Genomic DNA, 16,066 nt, shown 5'->3' on the forward strand with positions numbered 1-16,066 from the left:
TAAAATTAAACATTGCATACCCTTCTCATATTAGTTTGCTACATTCAATTCTTATTCAACTCAAGATTAATCGTATTTTATTGTATAAATACCTAAGGTTTTATCTTTATTAATCCAATTAAATTGTTGAGTACCTTTTTGATTCGGAAGCAACATTTCTTTATTTTTTAATTTACGAATATCTGCAGATGCAGTTTCCAATTTACCATTATCATTCCAGCATTTAGTTTCAACTTTATTAGCATTCGCTTCGACAACACAAGGTGATGCAACTATGGCACCAGTAAATCGAATAACGCCTGTACTACTGCGTTTCGTCTCACTATTTTCTGACGCAACGATTGAAAAACTTGTGCTTAATGCTGTTACTGCCAGAAAAGTCATGACCATTTTTTTTACTGAGCTATTCATAATGAAATCCCCTTTTAAAATTATGTTATCGTCACTTTCTGTAATTTATTTACAGTTAAAGTATTTAATTTGGCTGAATTGCCTGAGGACGACATACTAATTCCAAAGGGATATTAATAATTTCATTTATGGTCGTAGTTTTTTATTTTTTGTTTTAATTATTTATCAAAACAAAATAAAGGACTTACATCACACTTAATTAACCACACAAAATGCAACACTTTATAAATAATATCTATTAGCATTAGCCCTATAATTTATGAAAATCGTCGCAACGCCACTTAAGGCTCATCTATACATCAAAAACTTTAGAATCGTTAAAGATAGTGTTAATCATCATGCATAAGAATTTAAATAAAAAAATCGCATTACCCTCTATCAATTTGATCGCATCAGGCCGACAGCGTGCTTGTTATCAGCATCCTGAATATGATGACCTATGTGTAAAAGTTCATTTAAGTGGAAGAGATGATAAAGAAACATTAAGAGAGGTTCGCTATTATAAGCGTCTATATAAAAAAAACTTCACAATAAAAACAATTTCTCATTACTATGGAACCCAGCAAACTGATCGCGGATTAGGATATGTATTCCAATTAATCAAAGATAAAACTGGAAATGTTTCACATACTTTAGATTACTACCTAAAAAACAAACAACTTTTTTTAAAACATAAAAAAAATATGAAAATTGCTTATGAGCAATTTAAAAAGAATATTTATAAAGAGGCTATCGCCACAATGGCACTTAAGACTTACAACATTGTTTACCAATTAGGTTATAAACCTCACGGCCAATTTCTGATTATTGATAACCTTGGGTCATCTAACTTCATTCCCATGGATTATTTTTCAGCTAGAATTGCTCGTGCTACCCTCAATCGCCGGTTTAATGATTTCGAGCAACGGCTTTATCGTGACTACAATATCAAGATATAGCACATACACTGATGGTTCACCTACATTATTACCGTTTGGTGGTCGACATAAATTACCTCTCACTCGCCAGTATCTATTTCATAAAGAAAATCCGAACAACAAAACCCCCTGATAAACATACAGTGAATTGACTTTCTTCATTATTCTTTGTTTGTCTTTTATTCTAATCATCCTTTTTAAAGTCTACTAAGCTATTCGTTTTACTCACAAATAAGCCGTCATTAGATATAAATTTAAACTTCTTTACATTTCAAACTTAAAAAGCACATATTTATGTAATTACACTGAGATAATAACCAAGAAAATGTGATTTAGATCATATTTCATTGACTGCAATTACCTGTGTTATAAGTAAAGATCCTTCATTGTAGACAGTTATCACATAAACCAATGGCAAATAGGCACTTTTATCTAATGTTTTGTAAATTTCACCTCTATTAACTCGCCATTTTGCTTTTGTTTATGTATGCTCTTAAAGGTTTGATTTGGGATTATTGCGATACCAAATCTTTTATGTAAAAAATGTAAAGAATGTCTTAGTAAATTTAGTCGATATTGATATATATCCTATACTCAATAAGTCATTAAATATGACTAGTACATTCGAAATTTAGTAGTGCTGCGATAAACACTTTCTGCGAAAAACACAGTTTTGGCATCTATAATGCGTTTTTCACAGGGATAAGTTTAGTTTTTTGTGTCTTTTTACACAATAAAGTACTAAAAAATGGTAAGGGATATATATAAGAATGCTAACTCCTGAAAAACTTAAGCGCTATGCTTGGCGCATTGTTCCGGCAATTGCAATCGCCGTAACTCTCACAGCATGTACCAACCCAAAGTCTGCTAAAAACACACAATATACTGCCAAATCAGATGCACGTATGCTAAATGGTTCTGCTGGCGACTCCTTGACGATGGCATCTCAAGATGAATTCGAAGAATTAGTACAAAGTGTTGATACTAAATCTAAAATAATGGATCAATACGCAAGCTGGAAAGGCGTGGCTTATCGTCTTGGCGGTACAACAAAGAAAGGTGTTGATTGTTCAAGTTTCGTACAGCGCACATTCTTTGAACAATTTGGTGTTGAACTCCCTCGTACCACTTCTGAACAAGAATCCTCAGGCAAAAGCGTAAAACGTAATAACCTAAAAGTCGGTGATATTGTTTTATTTAAAACAGGCCGAACTATGAAGCATGTTGGTATCTATATTGGCGACCAAAAATTTGTTCATGCGTCAACCAGTAGTGGTGTTATCGTTTCTGAAATGACTAACTCCTACTGGAGCAAAAGATATTATGCCGGTAGACGTATTATTAATGGCTCATAAGTTTTTTTAACATTCTATATCCCCCTTCCAATAAAAAAGCTTCCATACAATGGAAGCTTTTTTATTGGAAATCTTTATTAACTAAATTTAGTATAGCTATTTGATTCTTTTTGATAAAAATAGCTTAAATACCAAACCCACCTCACGATAACGCTCATTCAAAAACAAGTTATAAAACATAGCTGAACTAAACTTGTAACTAAAATAATAATGAATCATCGAGCCAATATAACCAAGCAAATATACTCAAAACTAAGCACTATAAAAGCCAGAAGACAGTTCTGCAATCGCGACGCCAGAAGCTTTTAAGCGACACATAGCAGCTAGCTCATCATTAGCATGAATGAATAGGCAAATTTCTTTTTGCCACTCTAAGATTGCGTTAGCGATCTGCATATCTGACAATGATTCAGACAATTGCTGCATTGCAATACAATCTGTCGCACAGTCATGGCTAAGTAGCTTCAGCCCCACAAGCTTATCGCTATCGGCATCATTCATAGGCACGACTTCAACATCCGTACCTATTTTGCCTGATAACCAGCGGTAGCTTTGCGGTAGCCTGTGCACCACCGAAAGACCTAATTTTTCCACAAAGATATCCTATTGAAACATTTTAGTATTTTGCCAAGTACTGATACTTACATTCTTACTTGACCTAACACGGGCTTAAGCCAATCATTCATCGTTCAAACCGAACTTTTAGTCATCCAAAAAGTAACATGAATGTTAAATGTCGAACTTTAAATATAACATTAAAAAAACAAAATGTCGTTAAATTTTTGTGACACAAATCATTGCACATTCATTTTAGTAGTAAATATATTAAAATTTAAACTAATTTTGATCTCTAAGCTCAACATCTCACTCAAAACACTTAACTTTTTTTTACATTTATGAAATGAAAATAGTAAAAAACAGTTTGTTTTTGAAGTTAAACCAAATTTTTATTAATGAATAATGTTGCAATAAGCATTAATTCATAAAACATAAATTTAACAAATTTAGCTCGAATGATAATTGATTTAGATCATTTTTCATTAAGGATTTTAATACCTCTACATTACTACTCGCTTTTATCGAGCAATGTTACTTTATCTCTAATAGATAAAATGAATGATCTAGGGAAGTAACTAGAAAATATTCTATTTAAAGAAAGGGGAATTGTGTGTTCTCAGTTTCATCCATGAAACTTGAAAACATATGGTTTACTTTGCTTTTTTCGCTAATAGAACAAATAACATTGATAATGCTACACAAGCAACCATAGAACCAACCATTGGCCATGCGCTCTGAGCGGGTATGAGTGATAATAAAGTCCCAACGAGTGCGCCAATTGAAAACCTTATTGTTCCTGCCAATGAAGAGACGGTTCCGGCAATATGTGGATAATTATCCAAGATCACTGCCATTGCATTAGAAGTAATCATCGCTATGCCACTAACATAGATTGCAACACCGATAACCAATGTCCAAAAATCTAATGCAAATGCCGTTGTAACAAGCAACCACACGCCCATCACAAATTGGATAATGATGCCAAAGTAAAGCATTTTTTCTGCGCCAAAATGCCTTACATAGCGGCTATTTATTGTCGTCATAATAAACAGGAAGATAATGTTGATACCAAAATAGTAGCCAAAATTCTGTGGAGACACCCCATTCAAATCGATATAGACAAAAGCACCTGCATTTAAGAACGAAAACATCCCGGCAAAAGAGAATGAACTCGCTAATATGTAAAACAGAACCTGTCTTGCTCTAAATAAAGTCGCAAATTGCCTTAATGTTGTACCAATATGAAACTTTTGCCTTTTAGCAACGGGCAATGTTTCCCGCACAAAACAGCTCACTAAAATAACGGCAACAACCGCAGCAATGGCGATACTCCAGAAAATGGCATGCCATGAAAACCAACGCATTAGTTCTCCCCCTAAAATAGGGGCTAATAACGGTGCCACCGTCATCACTAATACAACAAAAGACATACTTCTTGAGAATTCATCACGAGTAAACATATCTCGCATAAGTGCGTTAATCACAACACTTGCAGCTGCAGCGGCAAAACCATGTAAAAAACGTAACCAAATCAGTGAATCAATCGATTCAGTGATAGCGCAAGCCGCTGAAGCGATGGCAAAAACGACAACTCCACCCAAAATAACAGGTTTACGCCCAATGCTATCAGCCATAGGACCATAAAATAATTGCCCTATAGCAAAACCAAAAATGTAGCTATTGAGCGTCATTTGAATGCGCCCTTCATCTACATTAAAATAATGCATCATCGTCGGAAAGCTTGGTAGGTACATGTCGATAGCCAATGGCATTAGCATCGATAATAAACCTAGAATTAATATCAGCCCCAAATAGGATGAACGCTGCTGTTGCACTCTTTAAACTCCTGCTGTTTTTTTACGTGGTACATTAATGCTGTTGATTTCTTCTTCCGTCAGTGGGCGGTATTCTCCTGGCTCAAGAGCATCATCGAGCCAAATTTCCCCAACACGTTCACGGTGTAACCCACAAACGTGGTTTCCTACCGCTGCAAACATACGTTTTACTTGATGATAACGCCCTTCGCTAATCGTCAGCCTGACATCTCTAGGGCTAATAATTTCCAGTTTCGCTGGTTTAGTTGGATGTTTTTCCCCATTGAGCATAACGCCCTGAGCAAACTTCTCAGCAACATCTTGAGCAATATCATCACTCAATTGAACTCGGTACGTTTTTTCACAATGATGCTTGGGTGAAGTAATGCGATGTGACCATTGGCCATCGTCCGTCAATAATACAAGGCCGGTTGTATCGATATCTAAACGCCCTGCTGAATGCAGTTTTTGTGCAAGAGGCTCATCAATAAAAAAAAGAATTGTTGGATGTGTTGGGTCATCTGTTGAGCAAATATAGCCTTGTGGTTTATGTAACATAAAATAACGCGGCCCAGTAACTTGTACGAGGACATTGCCATCATAAGCGACTTCATGGTCAATCGTAACTTGAAAAGCCCCTGATTTAACGATTTCATCATCAACCGTTACAAGCCCTGCGCGCAGTTCTCGCGCTACCAAACTTCGGCTTATCCCTAATTGCTGGGACAAAAATTTATCCAGTCGCATAGATTCTCTTAACTTGATGGAATGCCAGTGAAGCGTACAATAACGCTCAACTGTCAGAATATAGAGTGAAAGGTTGTTGTGATTGTTATCACATAATTCATTATAACAATAACCCTTGTGAAGTGATAGTTTCACCGAAACAACTCACATCTTTAGACAGAGTCATCGTTTTAAATTAAATTTAACGTCATTCACCTGATTTAATTACATAATGCTGAATAATATGCCTTTTGTTTTACGCCCATACCAACAAGAAGCTGTCGATGCGACGGTTGATTATTTCCGTAAACAGACTCACCCTGCCGTAATTGTCTTGCCAACTGGCGCAGGTAAAAGCTTAGTGATCGCTGAATTGGCGCGGCTTGCTCGTGGCCGAGTGCTGGTATTAGCACATGTAAAAGAATTAGTTGAGCAGAATCATGCTAAGTACCTCACATATGGCCTACAAGCCGATATATTTGCCGCAGGTCTAAATCGAAAAGAATCTCAAAGCAAAGTCGTGTTTGGTAGCGTGCAATCTGTTGCTCGAAACCTTAAAGCCTTTGATGCACATTTTTCGTTAGTGATTATTGATGAGTGTCACCGTATAAGTTTGAATGATAAAAGCCAATACCAACAAATCATCCAGGCTTTACAGTCCAATAACCCTTCATTACGTATTTTAGGATTAACCGCCACGCCCTACCGTCTCAACAGTGGTTGGATTTACCAATACCATTACCATGGTATGGTACGTGGCGATGAAAATTGTTTTTTCCGTGAGTGTATTTATGAACTACCTCTACATTATATGATTAAAAACAAATTCTTAGTACCACCTGAACGCTTAGATATGCCTGTTCTCCAATATGATTTTAGCCAAGTTTCACTGACATCATCAGGTATTTTTAATGAACAAGAGCTTAATCTGTCATTAAAAAAGCAGCAACGCATTACCCCTAAAATTATTGAGCAAGTTATTGAATATGCAGCACCATTACAAGGCTGTATGATTTTTGCAGCAACGGTTGAGCACGCAAAAGAAATTTTGGGCTATTTACCCCAAAACAGTGCGGCATTAGTGACAGCTGAAACCCCTGCTGCTGATAGGCAAGCAATTATTAACCAATTTAAAAACAAAGAATTACACTATCTCGTTAACGTTTCAGTATTAACAACTGGGTTTGATGCGCCTCATGTTGATGTGATTGCGATTTTACGACCCACAGAGTCAGTCAGCTTATACCAACAAATTGTTGGCCGAGGATTACGCCTATCCGAAGGAAAAACCCGCTGTTTAATCTTAGATTATGCCGGTAATCCACATGATTTGTTTCGGCCTGAAGTGGGTTCTAGTAGACCCAACTCAACCAGTGTTCCCGTGCAAGTTTTCTGTCCATTGTGCCAATTTGCGAATATTTTTTGGGGTAAATGTACCTCTGATGGGCAAATTATTGAACATTACGGCCGGCGCTGCCAAGGCTGGGAAGAGGATGAAAATAGGCAGAAAAAACAATGTGAATTTCGTTTTCGCTTCAAGCAATGTCCACATTGCGGTGCAGAAAATGATATTGCTGCTCGTCGCTGCCAAAAATGCCAAGAGGTGCTTACCGACCCTGACGATATGCTAAAAGCCGCATTAAAACTTAAAGATGCATTAATCATTCGTTGCGGTGGTATGCAATTCATTACTGGAAGTGATTCCAAAGGTGAATGGATTAAAATAAATTATTTTGATGAAGACGGAACTAGCGTTTCTGAACGTTTTCGCTTAGCGACGCCCGCACAAAAACGCGTATTCGAATATCGTTTTTTACGAGAGCATCAGCGTGCTCCGGGTGTTCCATTTAAATGGAATAGTGCAAATGATATATTATTGCAGCAATCTTTATTACGTTATCCTCAATTTATTGTTGCACGCAAAAAAGAGCGTTTTTGGGAAATTAGAGAGAAAATCTTCGATTATCAAGGGCGTTTTCGCGTTGCAGATTCTCTATCATAAAGCGAAAACGATCATAATGATTGCTGGATGATGGATTTTTCGTTAAAATGCCGCCCGCCTTCCGATATCTTGTTCGCTGAATGAAGTATCCATAGGCCAAATCTCGAACCTGCTGCTGGGTCGCCTGTAGCAGGAATTTATATTTTCTTTTTATAGAGAAATAGTAATGTTAACTATCAATGCAATTGAACGTAAAGAGCAGGGTAAGGGTGCGAGCCGCCGCCTGCGCAGAGATAACCAGCTTCCAGCTATCGTTTACGGTGGCAACCAAGAAGCTATCTCTGTAACTCTTAACCACGATGAAATCATCAACCAAGAAAGCAAAGCAGAATTTTACGAAGTTCTGAACCTGGTTATCGATGGTAAAGAAACAAAAGTAAAAGTTCAGGCTGTTCAACGTCACCCATTTAAGCCAAAAGTGACGCACATTGACTTCCTGCGCGCTTAATTAAAGCCCACAGCCGAGCTTTAGAATTTTCGGGACGCCGAGTAAATAACGCCGCAATTGCGGCGTTATTTATTTCTACCGATTCAACGCCACAGCCTATTTAGCCCCCCGGCGTTGTAACTGGTCACGCAAATTAGGTGGTGTACCGCGAATGGTCAACGTATCAGTGACAGGGTCCCAAAAGATACGCTCTCCCATAAGCATCGCATCAAAGCTAATCGTGATCCCTCCGCCACTCCCTGAGAACTTCGTTAATTGCTTCAACGTTCCTCTATCGGCAGGGAAACTTTCTTCGAGTTGATAATCATTTTGGCGAGCGAAATCATCGAAGCTTTGTTCTTCAACCATTGGCAGCTCTTTTGCCAGCGCCTGTAACTCAATTTCCTCTCCAGACTGTAATTGTTCTGTACAATAACTATGCACTTGCTGGCGATAAGCTTGACGTGTGTTTTTGTCCATTTGTGCATTATCACAAAAATCGTCAAGTGCCTGTACCAAGCCTTTATTCTGAACTTTTGCATTTAATCCCTCTGATGCAGCCAAAAAGTCCATAAAGAAATCAGATACTTTTCGCCCTACTCTACCTTTTAAGAAAGTTAAATAGCGTTTTGATTCAGGATTGGTCTCCCATTCTGTTAAATCAATACGAGCGACAATATCTGCATGAGGAATATCTAAATAATGTGTGGTGCCTAAATCCAATGATTCCGTGACAAACATGCTGTCACAACTATTGAGCACCGCAATTAATAAATATTCGACCGCGAGGTAACGGTATTGACAAAAGAGAACCACGCCCCCTTCAGCAAAAGGATATTTGGCTAATTCATCTTTCAAGCGAACGGTCATCGCACGGCTGAACCCTAAAAACTCTTCCTCGCCTTTACGCAATAACTTTAACGCATCGGCAAGTTCACTTTCTTCGTTAAATTCGCCAAATGCTTTACTTTTTGCACTATAGACGCGGTGTAACTCTGCCATCATGTCTTGTACGACACCATCTGCTGTCAATAAAGAATCCCGCAACATCACCTCTAGGGTTTGCTCATCTCTTTTAATTAACTGGTGTAAAGCTATCTGGTTAATTTCCAGACTCATTGTTGGCTCCTTCGTTATAGCGAAAATAATGTTGCGCGTATTCAAACATTGATATTATTCCTCTGCAACAGAAACCATCATTTGTTCTATTTTCAGCCTAATTACGCTGAACTAATACGCACTTTACGAATCTGAATTAGCATTATTATCACTTAAACAAAAATTTGTTGCGAAGAAAGAAGAAAAACCAGCTGTGATACGCTATGATATGTAGCTTTCATTAATTTAGGATGTCTCAATTTATGCCACAATCATCTCGCTATAGTGATGAAAAAGTTGAAGGTTTACTTTCTGACCTCGTGAGCGTGTTAGAAAAAAACCACACCCCTGTTGACCTTTCCCTCATGGTGTTAGGTAATATGGTAACGAATCTGCTGAATACGTCGGTTGCGCCTGCGCAACGTAAAATGATTGCAGAATCATTCGCAAATGCATTACTTTCTTCTGTTAAAGAAGATCAATCACACTAATTGATTAATGAAATAAACAGTATGGTCACCCACCTGCGCTACCGTGACAAAGTCTCTAACATGATTGGTTGGGGGCACTGGTTTGCACTATTCAATATACTGCTTAGCCTCGTGTTAAGTAGTAGCTATCTGTTTATTTTTGATTGGCCAGATACCCTAACTGGCCGAATTTATGCTTTCGTCAGTTGGATTGGTCACTTTAGTTTTGTGGTCTTTGCGACTTACTTACTAATTGTTTTTCCACTGACCTTTATTGTTATGTCTCAGCGGCTGCTGAGGGTACTTTGTGTTGCCCTTGCAACGGCTGGTACAACGCTATTAATTTTTGATATCCGTGTTTTTAGCCAATTTGGTTTGCATTTAACACCACAAGTTTGGGACTTGGTCATCAACCCAACTAAGGGTGAGATGGCTCGTGAATGGCAACTGATGTTTATCAGCATTCCGATTATCTTTCTTGTTGAAATGTTATTTGCGACTTGGAGTTGGCAAAAATTACGTAGTTTAAATCGCCAAACATTTGGCAAACCGCTTGCGGGTATTTTTATTGTGACCTTTATTATGTCACACCTGATGTATGCATGGGCCGATGCTAATTTTTATCGCCCTATCACCATGCAACGCTACAATTATCCATTGTCACAACCCATGACAGCCCGCAAGCTGCTTGATAGATATGGCCTGTTAGACTTAACTGAACATCAAAACCGCGTATTCCAGCAAGGTAGCCCAACAGCACTTAAATTAAACTACCCATTGAAACCTTTAAGTTATTATGACCAAGGCGCCGATTACAACTTATTATTGTTGGTCATTGATGATCTTGGAGACAAATCTCAACAAGATTCTATGGGTGCGTTAAACGAATTTAAAGAAATCAGTACACAGTTTACGAATCACTACACTGCCGGTCTACGTAACGATACCGCGCTATTTGGCTTATTCTATGGTATTTCATCAACTTATTTCGATAATATTCTCAATGGTCGCCATCCATCAGCGCTAATCGAAGCCTTACAGCATCAAGGATATCAGTTTGGTTTATTCTCAACAGATGGCTTTAATTCTCCATTATTCAGGCAAGCTATTTTAGCGGATTACTCATTACCTGCAAAAACTGCAGATAATGACAACTTAACAGTGACACAATGGAGTAACTGGCTAGATAGCCTTAAGAATGACTCTCCTTGGTTCTCTTTCCTCAATATTAAAGGAACACCTGGAAGCGCGAAAACCAATGAACAAATCAATCGCGTGATGTCTGTATTACAGCGTGATAATCGCTTGCAAAACACCATTGTTGTTGTGACCGCAAATTACAATAACCAAGGAAAAGCAGAAAACGAGTGGTTAGATGGCAAACGCTTCAATCGTAATAATATGCAAGTGCCACTATTCATTTATTGGCCAAACACACCAGCGCAGCAAATAGATAAGCTAACTAGTCATCAAGATGTCATGACAACATTGATGCAGCGTTTACTACATGTCAGTAATCCACCCGATGATTACAGCCAAGGTGAGGATTTATTTAGTGTTAAACGTACTTACCCATGGGTGATCACCGGTGATAACGACGATGTTGTCATTACCACAGATAATGCCACCCTCTACATGGATCAAAATGGTCAGTTTAATATCTATGATAAACAAGGTGCTATAGAACGAAATGAAAAACCTGACTTGGCTGAGTTGTTGAAGATCTTTACTGAGTTAAAACGCTTTAATGAAAATTAGTGTTTAAATATCAACCAGTCGCATCTTCAGTCTATTGCTTTTAGAAGTAAAATGAGTAGTATTAATCAAAGTTCGGCATGTAGCGCAGCTTGGTAGCGCACCGTCATGGGGTGTCGGGGGTCGTAGGTTCAAATCCTATCATGCCGACCAAAATTCCCTAAGAAAACCAACCTATTACGGTTGGTTTTTTTGTATGTGTGATTTTAAAAAGGTAAAATGGCGGTAAAACTGGTGTAAAACCCCGACATGGTTATACTAGCTTTAACCAACTGCTTATACAGTCCAAAATACTCTCAATTCAATTGATAGATAGGTATACATGCCTATTTAAGCGCTACTTATTCATATTAATCTTTTACCTAAACCAATCCTATGCTGTAATATTTTCAAATTAAGACATTTAGCATTGATAAACAACTGATTGATAATGAAAACTAACTTTAGAGCCGCAACACTAATTGATATAAATGCTATATTTTCCATAGATACCATTGCGACGACAGAACGCTATGAAGACATTACCCAATGGCTCGAACAAGAAATATGTTATGTACTGGAAGCCAACAACGAAATATTGGCGTATGGTGTTCTACATTATTATTTCTATTCCCATGCTTTTATAGAGTTATTAATGGTAAATAAAAACCATCGTCGGCAAGGCCTTGGACTCACCTTAATTAATAAACTAAAAATGCAGAGTAAAACCCCAAAAATTTTTACATCTACAAACCAATCGAATACAGCCACTCAACAACTCTTAATAAAAACTGGCTTTATTCCTAGTGGATACATTGAAAATTTAGATGATAATGATCCCGAACTTATCTATTGCTATATATCTGATTAAAACCATCTAAATGGTGAACTATAATAGCGCTTTATTCATCACAACCGTTTGCAAGGTGTGATTAAATTGCTGATACACCTCTTGAGCTATCACTTCTGGATAGCTTAATACCCTAAGCTCATGCGGCTTATTTTCTGGGTAATAACTTGGATGTGCGTGAGCGTATTCAGTTTGTTGAAAACCGCAATGTTGATAAAAAGACCAACGTTTTTGGCTAACTTCATCAATAATGGGGTCTATTTCTAGAATCACTTTACCAACATCATGACAAAACAGTTTTAATACCTTTTGCCCATAACCTTGCCCTCTTAATATGGGGGAAATAGCAAGATGCTCAATGTAATAATAATCTTCGATTTTCCAACAACCAATGAAACCAATAAAAGTGTCATTCTCTTTGAAATTGAGCAAATAATAATCGCTATGATTTAATATTGCCTCTCTTCCTTGGTAGCTTCTTTGTTCATATAATGGAAAAGCTGTGTCATACAACTGGTTAATCATTGCTATCGCTTCGCTATCTTCACTTGAAACTCTTAAAGCATGTAACATTTAATCAAAACTCACCTTATAAAAAATATTTTCTAGCATACCTATTTTAAATTTTCTGACAATTATTTATCGTGCACTCATAATATTAACCTGTTGTTTTATCTTGCTATTATTTTTTCACTCCATTCGCTGATAAAAATATTTGTAGCACTATATTGACTTTTTTACCTAATAGTTCTAAAAATACTGTATATTAATACAGTCTTTACTAGAGGCTATCATGTTACGTATCGAAGTATTATTTGATAAGAACGCTCCACAAAAACCGAGTTCAATTGTTTTGCAAGCACTTGAAACTGAGATTTTACGCAAACTTCAAAACCAATATCCAGATATGATAACGCGGGTTGGGTTTAGCTCACAACAACGCGTTAACATCTCTGGAACTAAAATAACGGAAGATAAAATTCGTATTGAAGAGATACTGGAAGAAATATGGATGGATGATGGTTGGATCCCAGAAGAAACAACGGTGGATTAACCTAATACTGAAAGGAATGTTTACCCATTGTGTAACATTCCTTTTTCTTTTACTAAAAGTCGTAATTAAACCCAGCCTCATCAACAAAAACACTTCTACTTGCAGGAGAATAAAAGCAAGACAATACGTTGATTATTAAAGAAACTACTTATTTAATAATTTCTCATATCTAAATTTTACTCGTTGTTAATTAATAGATCTTATGCCTAAGAAAAGCTTTAATTTCTTTCACTGGATTTAATTTTTTATTTCCTTCACGAGTTATTCTAACCTGTGAAATACAGCTATCAACATTCACGCAAGTAGAAACTTCATTTAGCGTTAGAGTTGATAAGCTTACTGAGGGTGAATTATTGAAATCTTTCCCCATAAAGATTAAAGCAAATACGATTGCTACTATAAATAATGGCACCTCATAAAATACTTGTTTCATTATCAATGCTCTTATTGTTTGAGTGATGAAATGATAATAAACAATCTATTTCTTTGTACCTTAAAAATGAGTTAAACCAACCTTAAGATATGCTTAAATCTGATTCAAACTTGAACTATGCATATTGTCTGACACTCACTGCCTGCTTATACTTGTTCATAGAGGTGATAATATGAATATCCTATTAGTCGAAGATGATCTTCAGTTGGGAAAGGCACTATGTCGAGGGCTCGAATTGGCAGGCTTTAGTCCTTGTTGGGTAAGGCTACTTGCAGACGCAAAATTACAACTTGCATCCCGTAATTTTGACTTAATGCTCTTAGATTTAGGCTTGCCTGATGGCGATGGCCATGAAGAACTCATTACTTGGCGTAATATGGGGGAAACTATCCCAATAATTATTCTTACAGCAAGAAACCAAATGGATAACCTAGTCTCTAGTTTAGACTCAGGTGCAGATGATTTTTTAACGAAGCCATTCGCTATGCCTGAGCTTATTTCTCGAGTAAAAGCGGTTAGCCGCCGTATGGCTGGTTTTTCATCTGAAATATGGCAACTAGGTAACCTGCAATTAAATCCTCTTAATCACCAAGTGACCCTTAATGAACAATTGCTATTGCTCTCCGGGAAAGAATATTTATTACTCTATGAATTAATAAGAAATGCGGATAATGTTGTCAGAAAAACAGATTTAGAACAGCGTCTATTCGGGTTAGACGATGTGGAAAGTAACTCTTTAGAGGTTCATATTCATAATTTACGCCGAAAAATAGGTAAAGAACGTATAATTACTATCCGTGGTATTGGTTATTTATTAAAAAAAGAAGCACCACTAAGTGAAAGTTAAATCATTTTTTATTTATACATTCGGACTACAAATTAGTTCAGTTATTTTTCTTTGGCTGTTATTAGTTGGTTGGCTACAATTTTTTTATTGGCCTTCAATTCATGATGAATTAAATGAACAACAGAACGTCATCACTCAAGGGTTTGCTAAAACACTTGATGTGGTTGCTGATAAGCCAGAATATTTCAATAAAATTGCTGATAATCTACAAGAACTTTATTCTACGGCGATGGAAAGTGGCGACGATATTAGTTATCGACCGTTTATGATTGTTAGAGATAAAGAAGGAAATGTCTATTATCGAAACAGTGACAAGCTACACGTTCCATCGCTGAAATCCGTTTCTGAGCTCGCTGTATTACATAAAGACTGGCACTTTACGTCTGCATGGAATGACAAAAATACCTTTGAAGTTGTAATTGCCGAATCTTATAGTGACCGTAAATCTTTATTAGGTAGCCCAGCCGAAGGCACCGCCATCCCCCTCGCTTTTATTTTGGCTATTATGCTGTTAGCGATTTTAATTACTGCTTACTTTAGCCTACGGCCTTTAAGGCAATCTGCAAAACTAATTTCTAGCCGCCAGCCGGGTAATTTAACGCCAATAGAAACGAAAGAACAATATAAAGAAATTAGGCCTATCATTGCGGCAATCAATAACCTTATGTCTCGTGTTGATGCTGCAAATCAACGCGAAAAGCGTTTCATGGCAGATGCCGCACATGAATTACGAACACCGATTGCAGCTGTCATAGCTCAATTACATTTATTAATGCAAATTGATAATCCCAAAGAAAAAGAAGAAATTATTAATGATATGCAAGAGACTTTAAATCGAGCAGCTTCTCTATCACATCAATTAATTGACTTAGCACGCTTAGAAACTGAAGATTTTTTATTAAATAAAGAGCAAATTGACCTTCCTGTATTAATCAGTCACTTAATATCCTCACATATACCTTACGCCATTAACAAAGACATTGATGTCGAACTACAAAGCCCAAAATCTTTTTATATCCTCACTGATAAACTTGCACTGAGTAATATTTTTACTAATTTGATTGAAAACGCGATTAAATACTGCCCAGAAAAAGGGAAAATAAAAGTTATTTTAAAAGACCTGACTCCATTTGGTGGAACTATTTCCGTTCAAGATAATGGCCGAGGAATTCCAGAAGAAAGCCGTCAACTTATATTTTCTCGTTTTTATCGAGTACCTGGAACAATGGAAACCGGAAGCGGTTTAGGTTTATCTATCGCCCAAAATTTAGCCCATAAAATCGGTGCTGTAATTAGAGTTACTGATGGATTAGACAATCGAGGCATTGGTTTTATTATTGACTTACCCTAAATCTAATTATGTTATTGAG

Annotated in this window: 17 protein-coding genes and 1 tRNA gene; 11 read left to right on the forward strand and 7 right to left on the reverse strand. The window is 37.0% G+C overall.

Features of this window, described 5'->3' with window-relative positions:
• Nucleotides 1-66 precede the first annotated feature (66 nt).
• Nucleotides 67-411, reverse strand: a complete 345-nt coding sequence (locus tag PR683_RS06115) for a hypothetical protein (RefSeq protein WP_004911913.1) — start codon at nt 409-411, stop codon at nt 67-69.
• Between the two features lie 338 nt (nt 412-749).
• Between PR683_RS06115 and PR683_RS06120 the strand changes: the two genes are divergently transcribed.
• Nucleotides 750-1,349 carry a YrbL family protein gene (locus tag PR683_RS06120; protein ID WP_109911631.1) on the forward strand — a complete coding sequence of 200 codons (600 nt, stop codon included), beginning with the start codon at nt 750-752 and terminating at the stop codon, nt 1,347-1,349.
• Nucleotides 1,350-2,098: 749 nt separating this feature from the next.
• Nucleotides 2,099-2,683 (forward strand): bifunctional murein DD-endopeptidase/murein LD-carboxypeptidase, encoded by a 585-nt coding sequence (gene mepS, locus PR683_RS06125; RefSeq protein WP_004911920.1) that lies wholly within the window; start codon nt 2,099-2,101, stop codon nt 2,681-2,683.
• Nucleotides 2,684-2,935: 252 nt separating this feature from the next.
• Here mepS and PR683_RS06130 read toward each other — a convergent pair whose 3' ends face one another.
• The 3 genes from PR683_RS06130 to rsuA form a co-directional block, all read right to left on the reverse strand.
• A complete protein-coding gene (locus PR683_RS06130; protein WP_004260080.1) occupies nt 2,936-3,277 on the reverse strand; it encodes a hypothetical protein in 342 nt (113 codons plus the stop codon).
• A gap of 614 nt (nt 3,278-3,891) precedes the next feature.
• The gene (locus PR683_RS06135) at nt 3,892-5,076 is read right to left on the reverse strand and encodes a Bcr/CflA family multidrug efflux MFS transporter (RefSeq protein WP_109911581.1); all 1,185 of its coding nucleotides are present in this window, start codon (nt 5,074-5,076) and stop codon (nt 3,892-3,894) included.
• A gap of 3 nt (nt 5,077-5,079) precedes the next feature.
• Entirely contained in the window at nt 5,080-5,802 is a 723-nt protein-coding gene (gene rsuA / locus PR683_RS06140) for a 16S rRNA pseudouridine(516) synthase RsuA (protein ID WP_109911580.1), read from the reverse strand.
• Nucleotides 5,803-6,025: 223 nt separating this feature from the next.
• Between rsuA and PR683_RS06145 the strand changes: the two genes are divergently transcribed.
• Together PR683_RS06145 and rplY are read left to right on the forward strand one after the other, a co-directional pair.
• Complete coding sequence (locus PR683_RS06145; protein ID WP_110731997.1) at nt 6,026-7,783, forward strand: DEAD/DEAH box helicase; 1,758 nt, start codon at nt 6,026-6,028, stop codon at nt 7,781-7,783.
• Nucleotides 7,784-7,949: 166 nt separating this feature from the next.
• Nucleotides 7,950-8,231 carry a 50S ribosomal protein L25 gene (gene rplY, locus PR683_RS06150; RefSeq protein ID WP_004260060.1) on the forward strand — a complete coding sequence of 94 codons (282 nt, stop codon included), beginning with the start codon at nt 7,950-7,952 and terminating at the stop codon, nt 8,229-8,231.
• 96 nt (nt 8,232-8,327) lie between these two features.
• Here the strand turns inward: rplY and yejK are convergent, their stop codons facing one another.
• The gene (gene yejK / locus PR683_RS06155) at nt 8,328-9,329 is read right to left on the reverse strand and encodes a nucleoid-associated protein YejK (RefSeq protein ID WP_004911936.1); all 1,002 of its coding nucleotides are present in this window, start codon (nt 9,327-9,329) and stop codon (nt 8,328-8,330) included.
• Nucleotides 9,330-9,571: 242 nt separating this feature from the next.
• Between yejK and PR683_RS06160 the strand changes: the two genes are divergently transcribed.
• The 4 genes from PR683_RS06160 to PR683_RS06175 all read left to right on the forward strand — a co-directional run bounded on the left by PR683_RS06160 (nt 9,572) and on the right by PR683_RS06175 (nt 12,383).
• Entirely contained in the window at nt 9,572-9,799 is a 228-nt protein-coding gene (locus PR683_RS06160; protein ID WP_004911940.1) for a YejL family protein, read from the forward strand.
• A gap of 21 nt (nt 9,800-9,820) precedes the next feature.
• Nucleotides 9,821-11,536, forward strand: coding sequence for an LPS biosynthesis-modulating metalloenzyme YejM (yejM, locus tag PR683_RS06165; protein ID WP_109911578.1), 1,716 nt, complete (start codon nt 9,821-9,823; stop codon nt 11,534-11,536).
• A 73-nt stretch (nt 11,537-11,609) separates the two neighbouring features.
• Nucleotides 11,610-11,686 (forward strand) — tRNA-Pro (locus PR683_RS06170).
• 277 nt (nt 11,687-11,963) lie between these two features.
• The gene (locus PR683_RS06175; RefSeq protein WP_117162373.1) at nt 11,964-12,383 is read left to right on the forward strand and encodes a GNAT family N-acetyltransferase; all 420 of its coding nucleotides are present in this window, start codon (nt 11,964-11,966) and stop codon (nt 12,381-12,383) included.
• Nucleotides 12,384-12,401: 18 nt separating this feature from the next.
• On the opposite strand, the gene PR683_RS06180 is transcribed toward PR683_RS06175, so the two are convergent.
• Nucleotides 12,402-12,935, reverse strand: coding sequence for a GNAT family N-acetyltransferase (locus PR683_RS06180; protein ID WP_109911576.1), 534 nt, complete (start codon nt 12,933-12,935; stop codon nt 12,402-12,404).
• A 220-nt stretch (nt 12,936-13,155) separates the two neighbouring features.
• Here PR683_RS06180 and PR683_RS06185 point away from each other — a divergent pair, with 220 nt between their 5' ends.
• Nucleotides 13,156-13,416, forward strand: coding sequence for a DinI-like family protein (locus tag PR683_RS06185; protein WP_004912115.1), 261 nt, complete (start codon nt 13,156-13,158; stop codon nt 13,414-13,416).
• A 190-nt stretch (nt 13,417-13,606) separates the two neighbouring features.
• Here PR683_RS06185 and PR683_RS06190 read toward each other — a convergent pair whose 3' ends face one another.
• The gene (locus PR683_RS06190) at nt 13,607-13,849 is read right to left on the reverse strand and encodes a hypothetical protein (RefSeq protein WP_004912116.1); all 243 of its coding nucleotides are present in this window, start codon (nt 13,847-13,849) and stop codon (nt 13,607-13,609) included.
• 172 nt (nt 13,850-14,021) lie between these two features.
• On the opposite strand from PR683_RS06190, the gene PR683_RS06195 reads away from it, so the two are divergent.
• Both PR683_RS06195 and PR683_RS06200 read left to right on the forward strand, forming a co-directional pair.
• The gene (locus tag PR683_RS06195; RefSeq protein WP_004912118.1) at nt 14,022-14,696 is read left to right on the forward strand and encodes a response regulator; all 675 of its coding nucleotides are present in this window, start codon (nt 14,022-14,024) and stop codon (nt 14,694-14,696) included.
• Nucleotides 14,686-16,047 (forward strand): sensor histidine kinase, encoded by a 1,362-nt coding sequence (locus tag PR683_RS06200; protein WP_109911574.1) that lies wholly within the window; start codon nt 14,686-14,688, stop codon nt 16,045-16,047. The genes PR683_RS06195 and PR683_RS06200 overlap by 11 nt, the downstream gene beginning before the upstream one ends.
• Nucleotides 16,048-16,066 lie beyond the last annotated feature (19 nt).

It is taken from the genome of Providencia sp. PROV269, from assembly GCF_028477785.1.
Classification (GTDB): domain Bacteria; phylum Pseudomonadota; class Gammaproteobacteria; order Enterobacterales; family Enterobacteriaceae; genus Providencia; species Providencia rettgeri.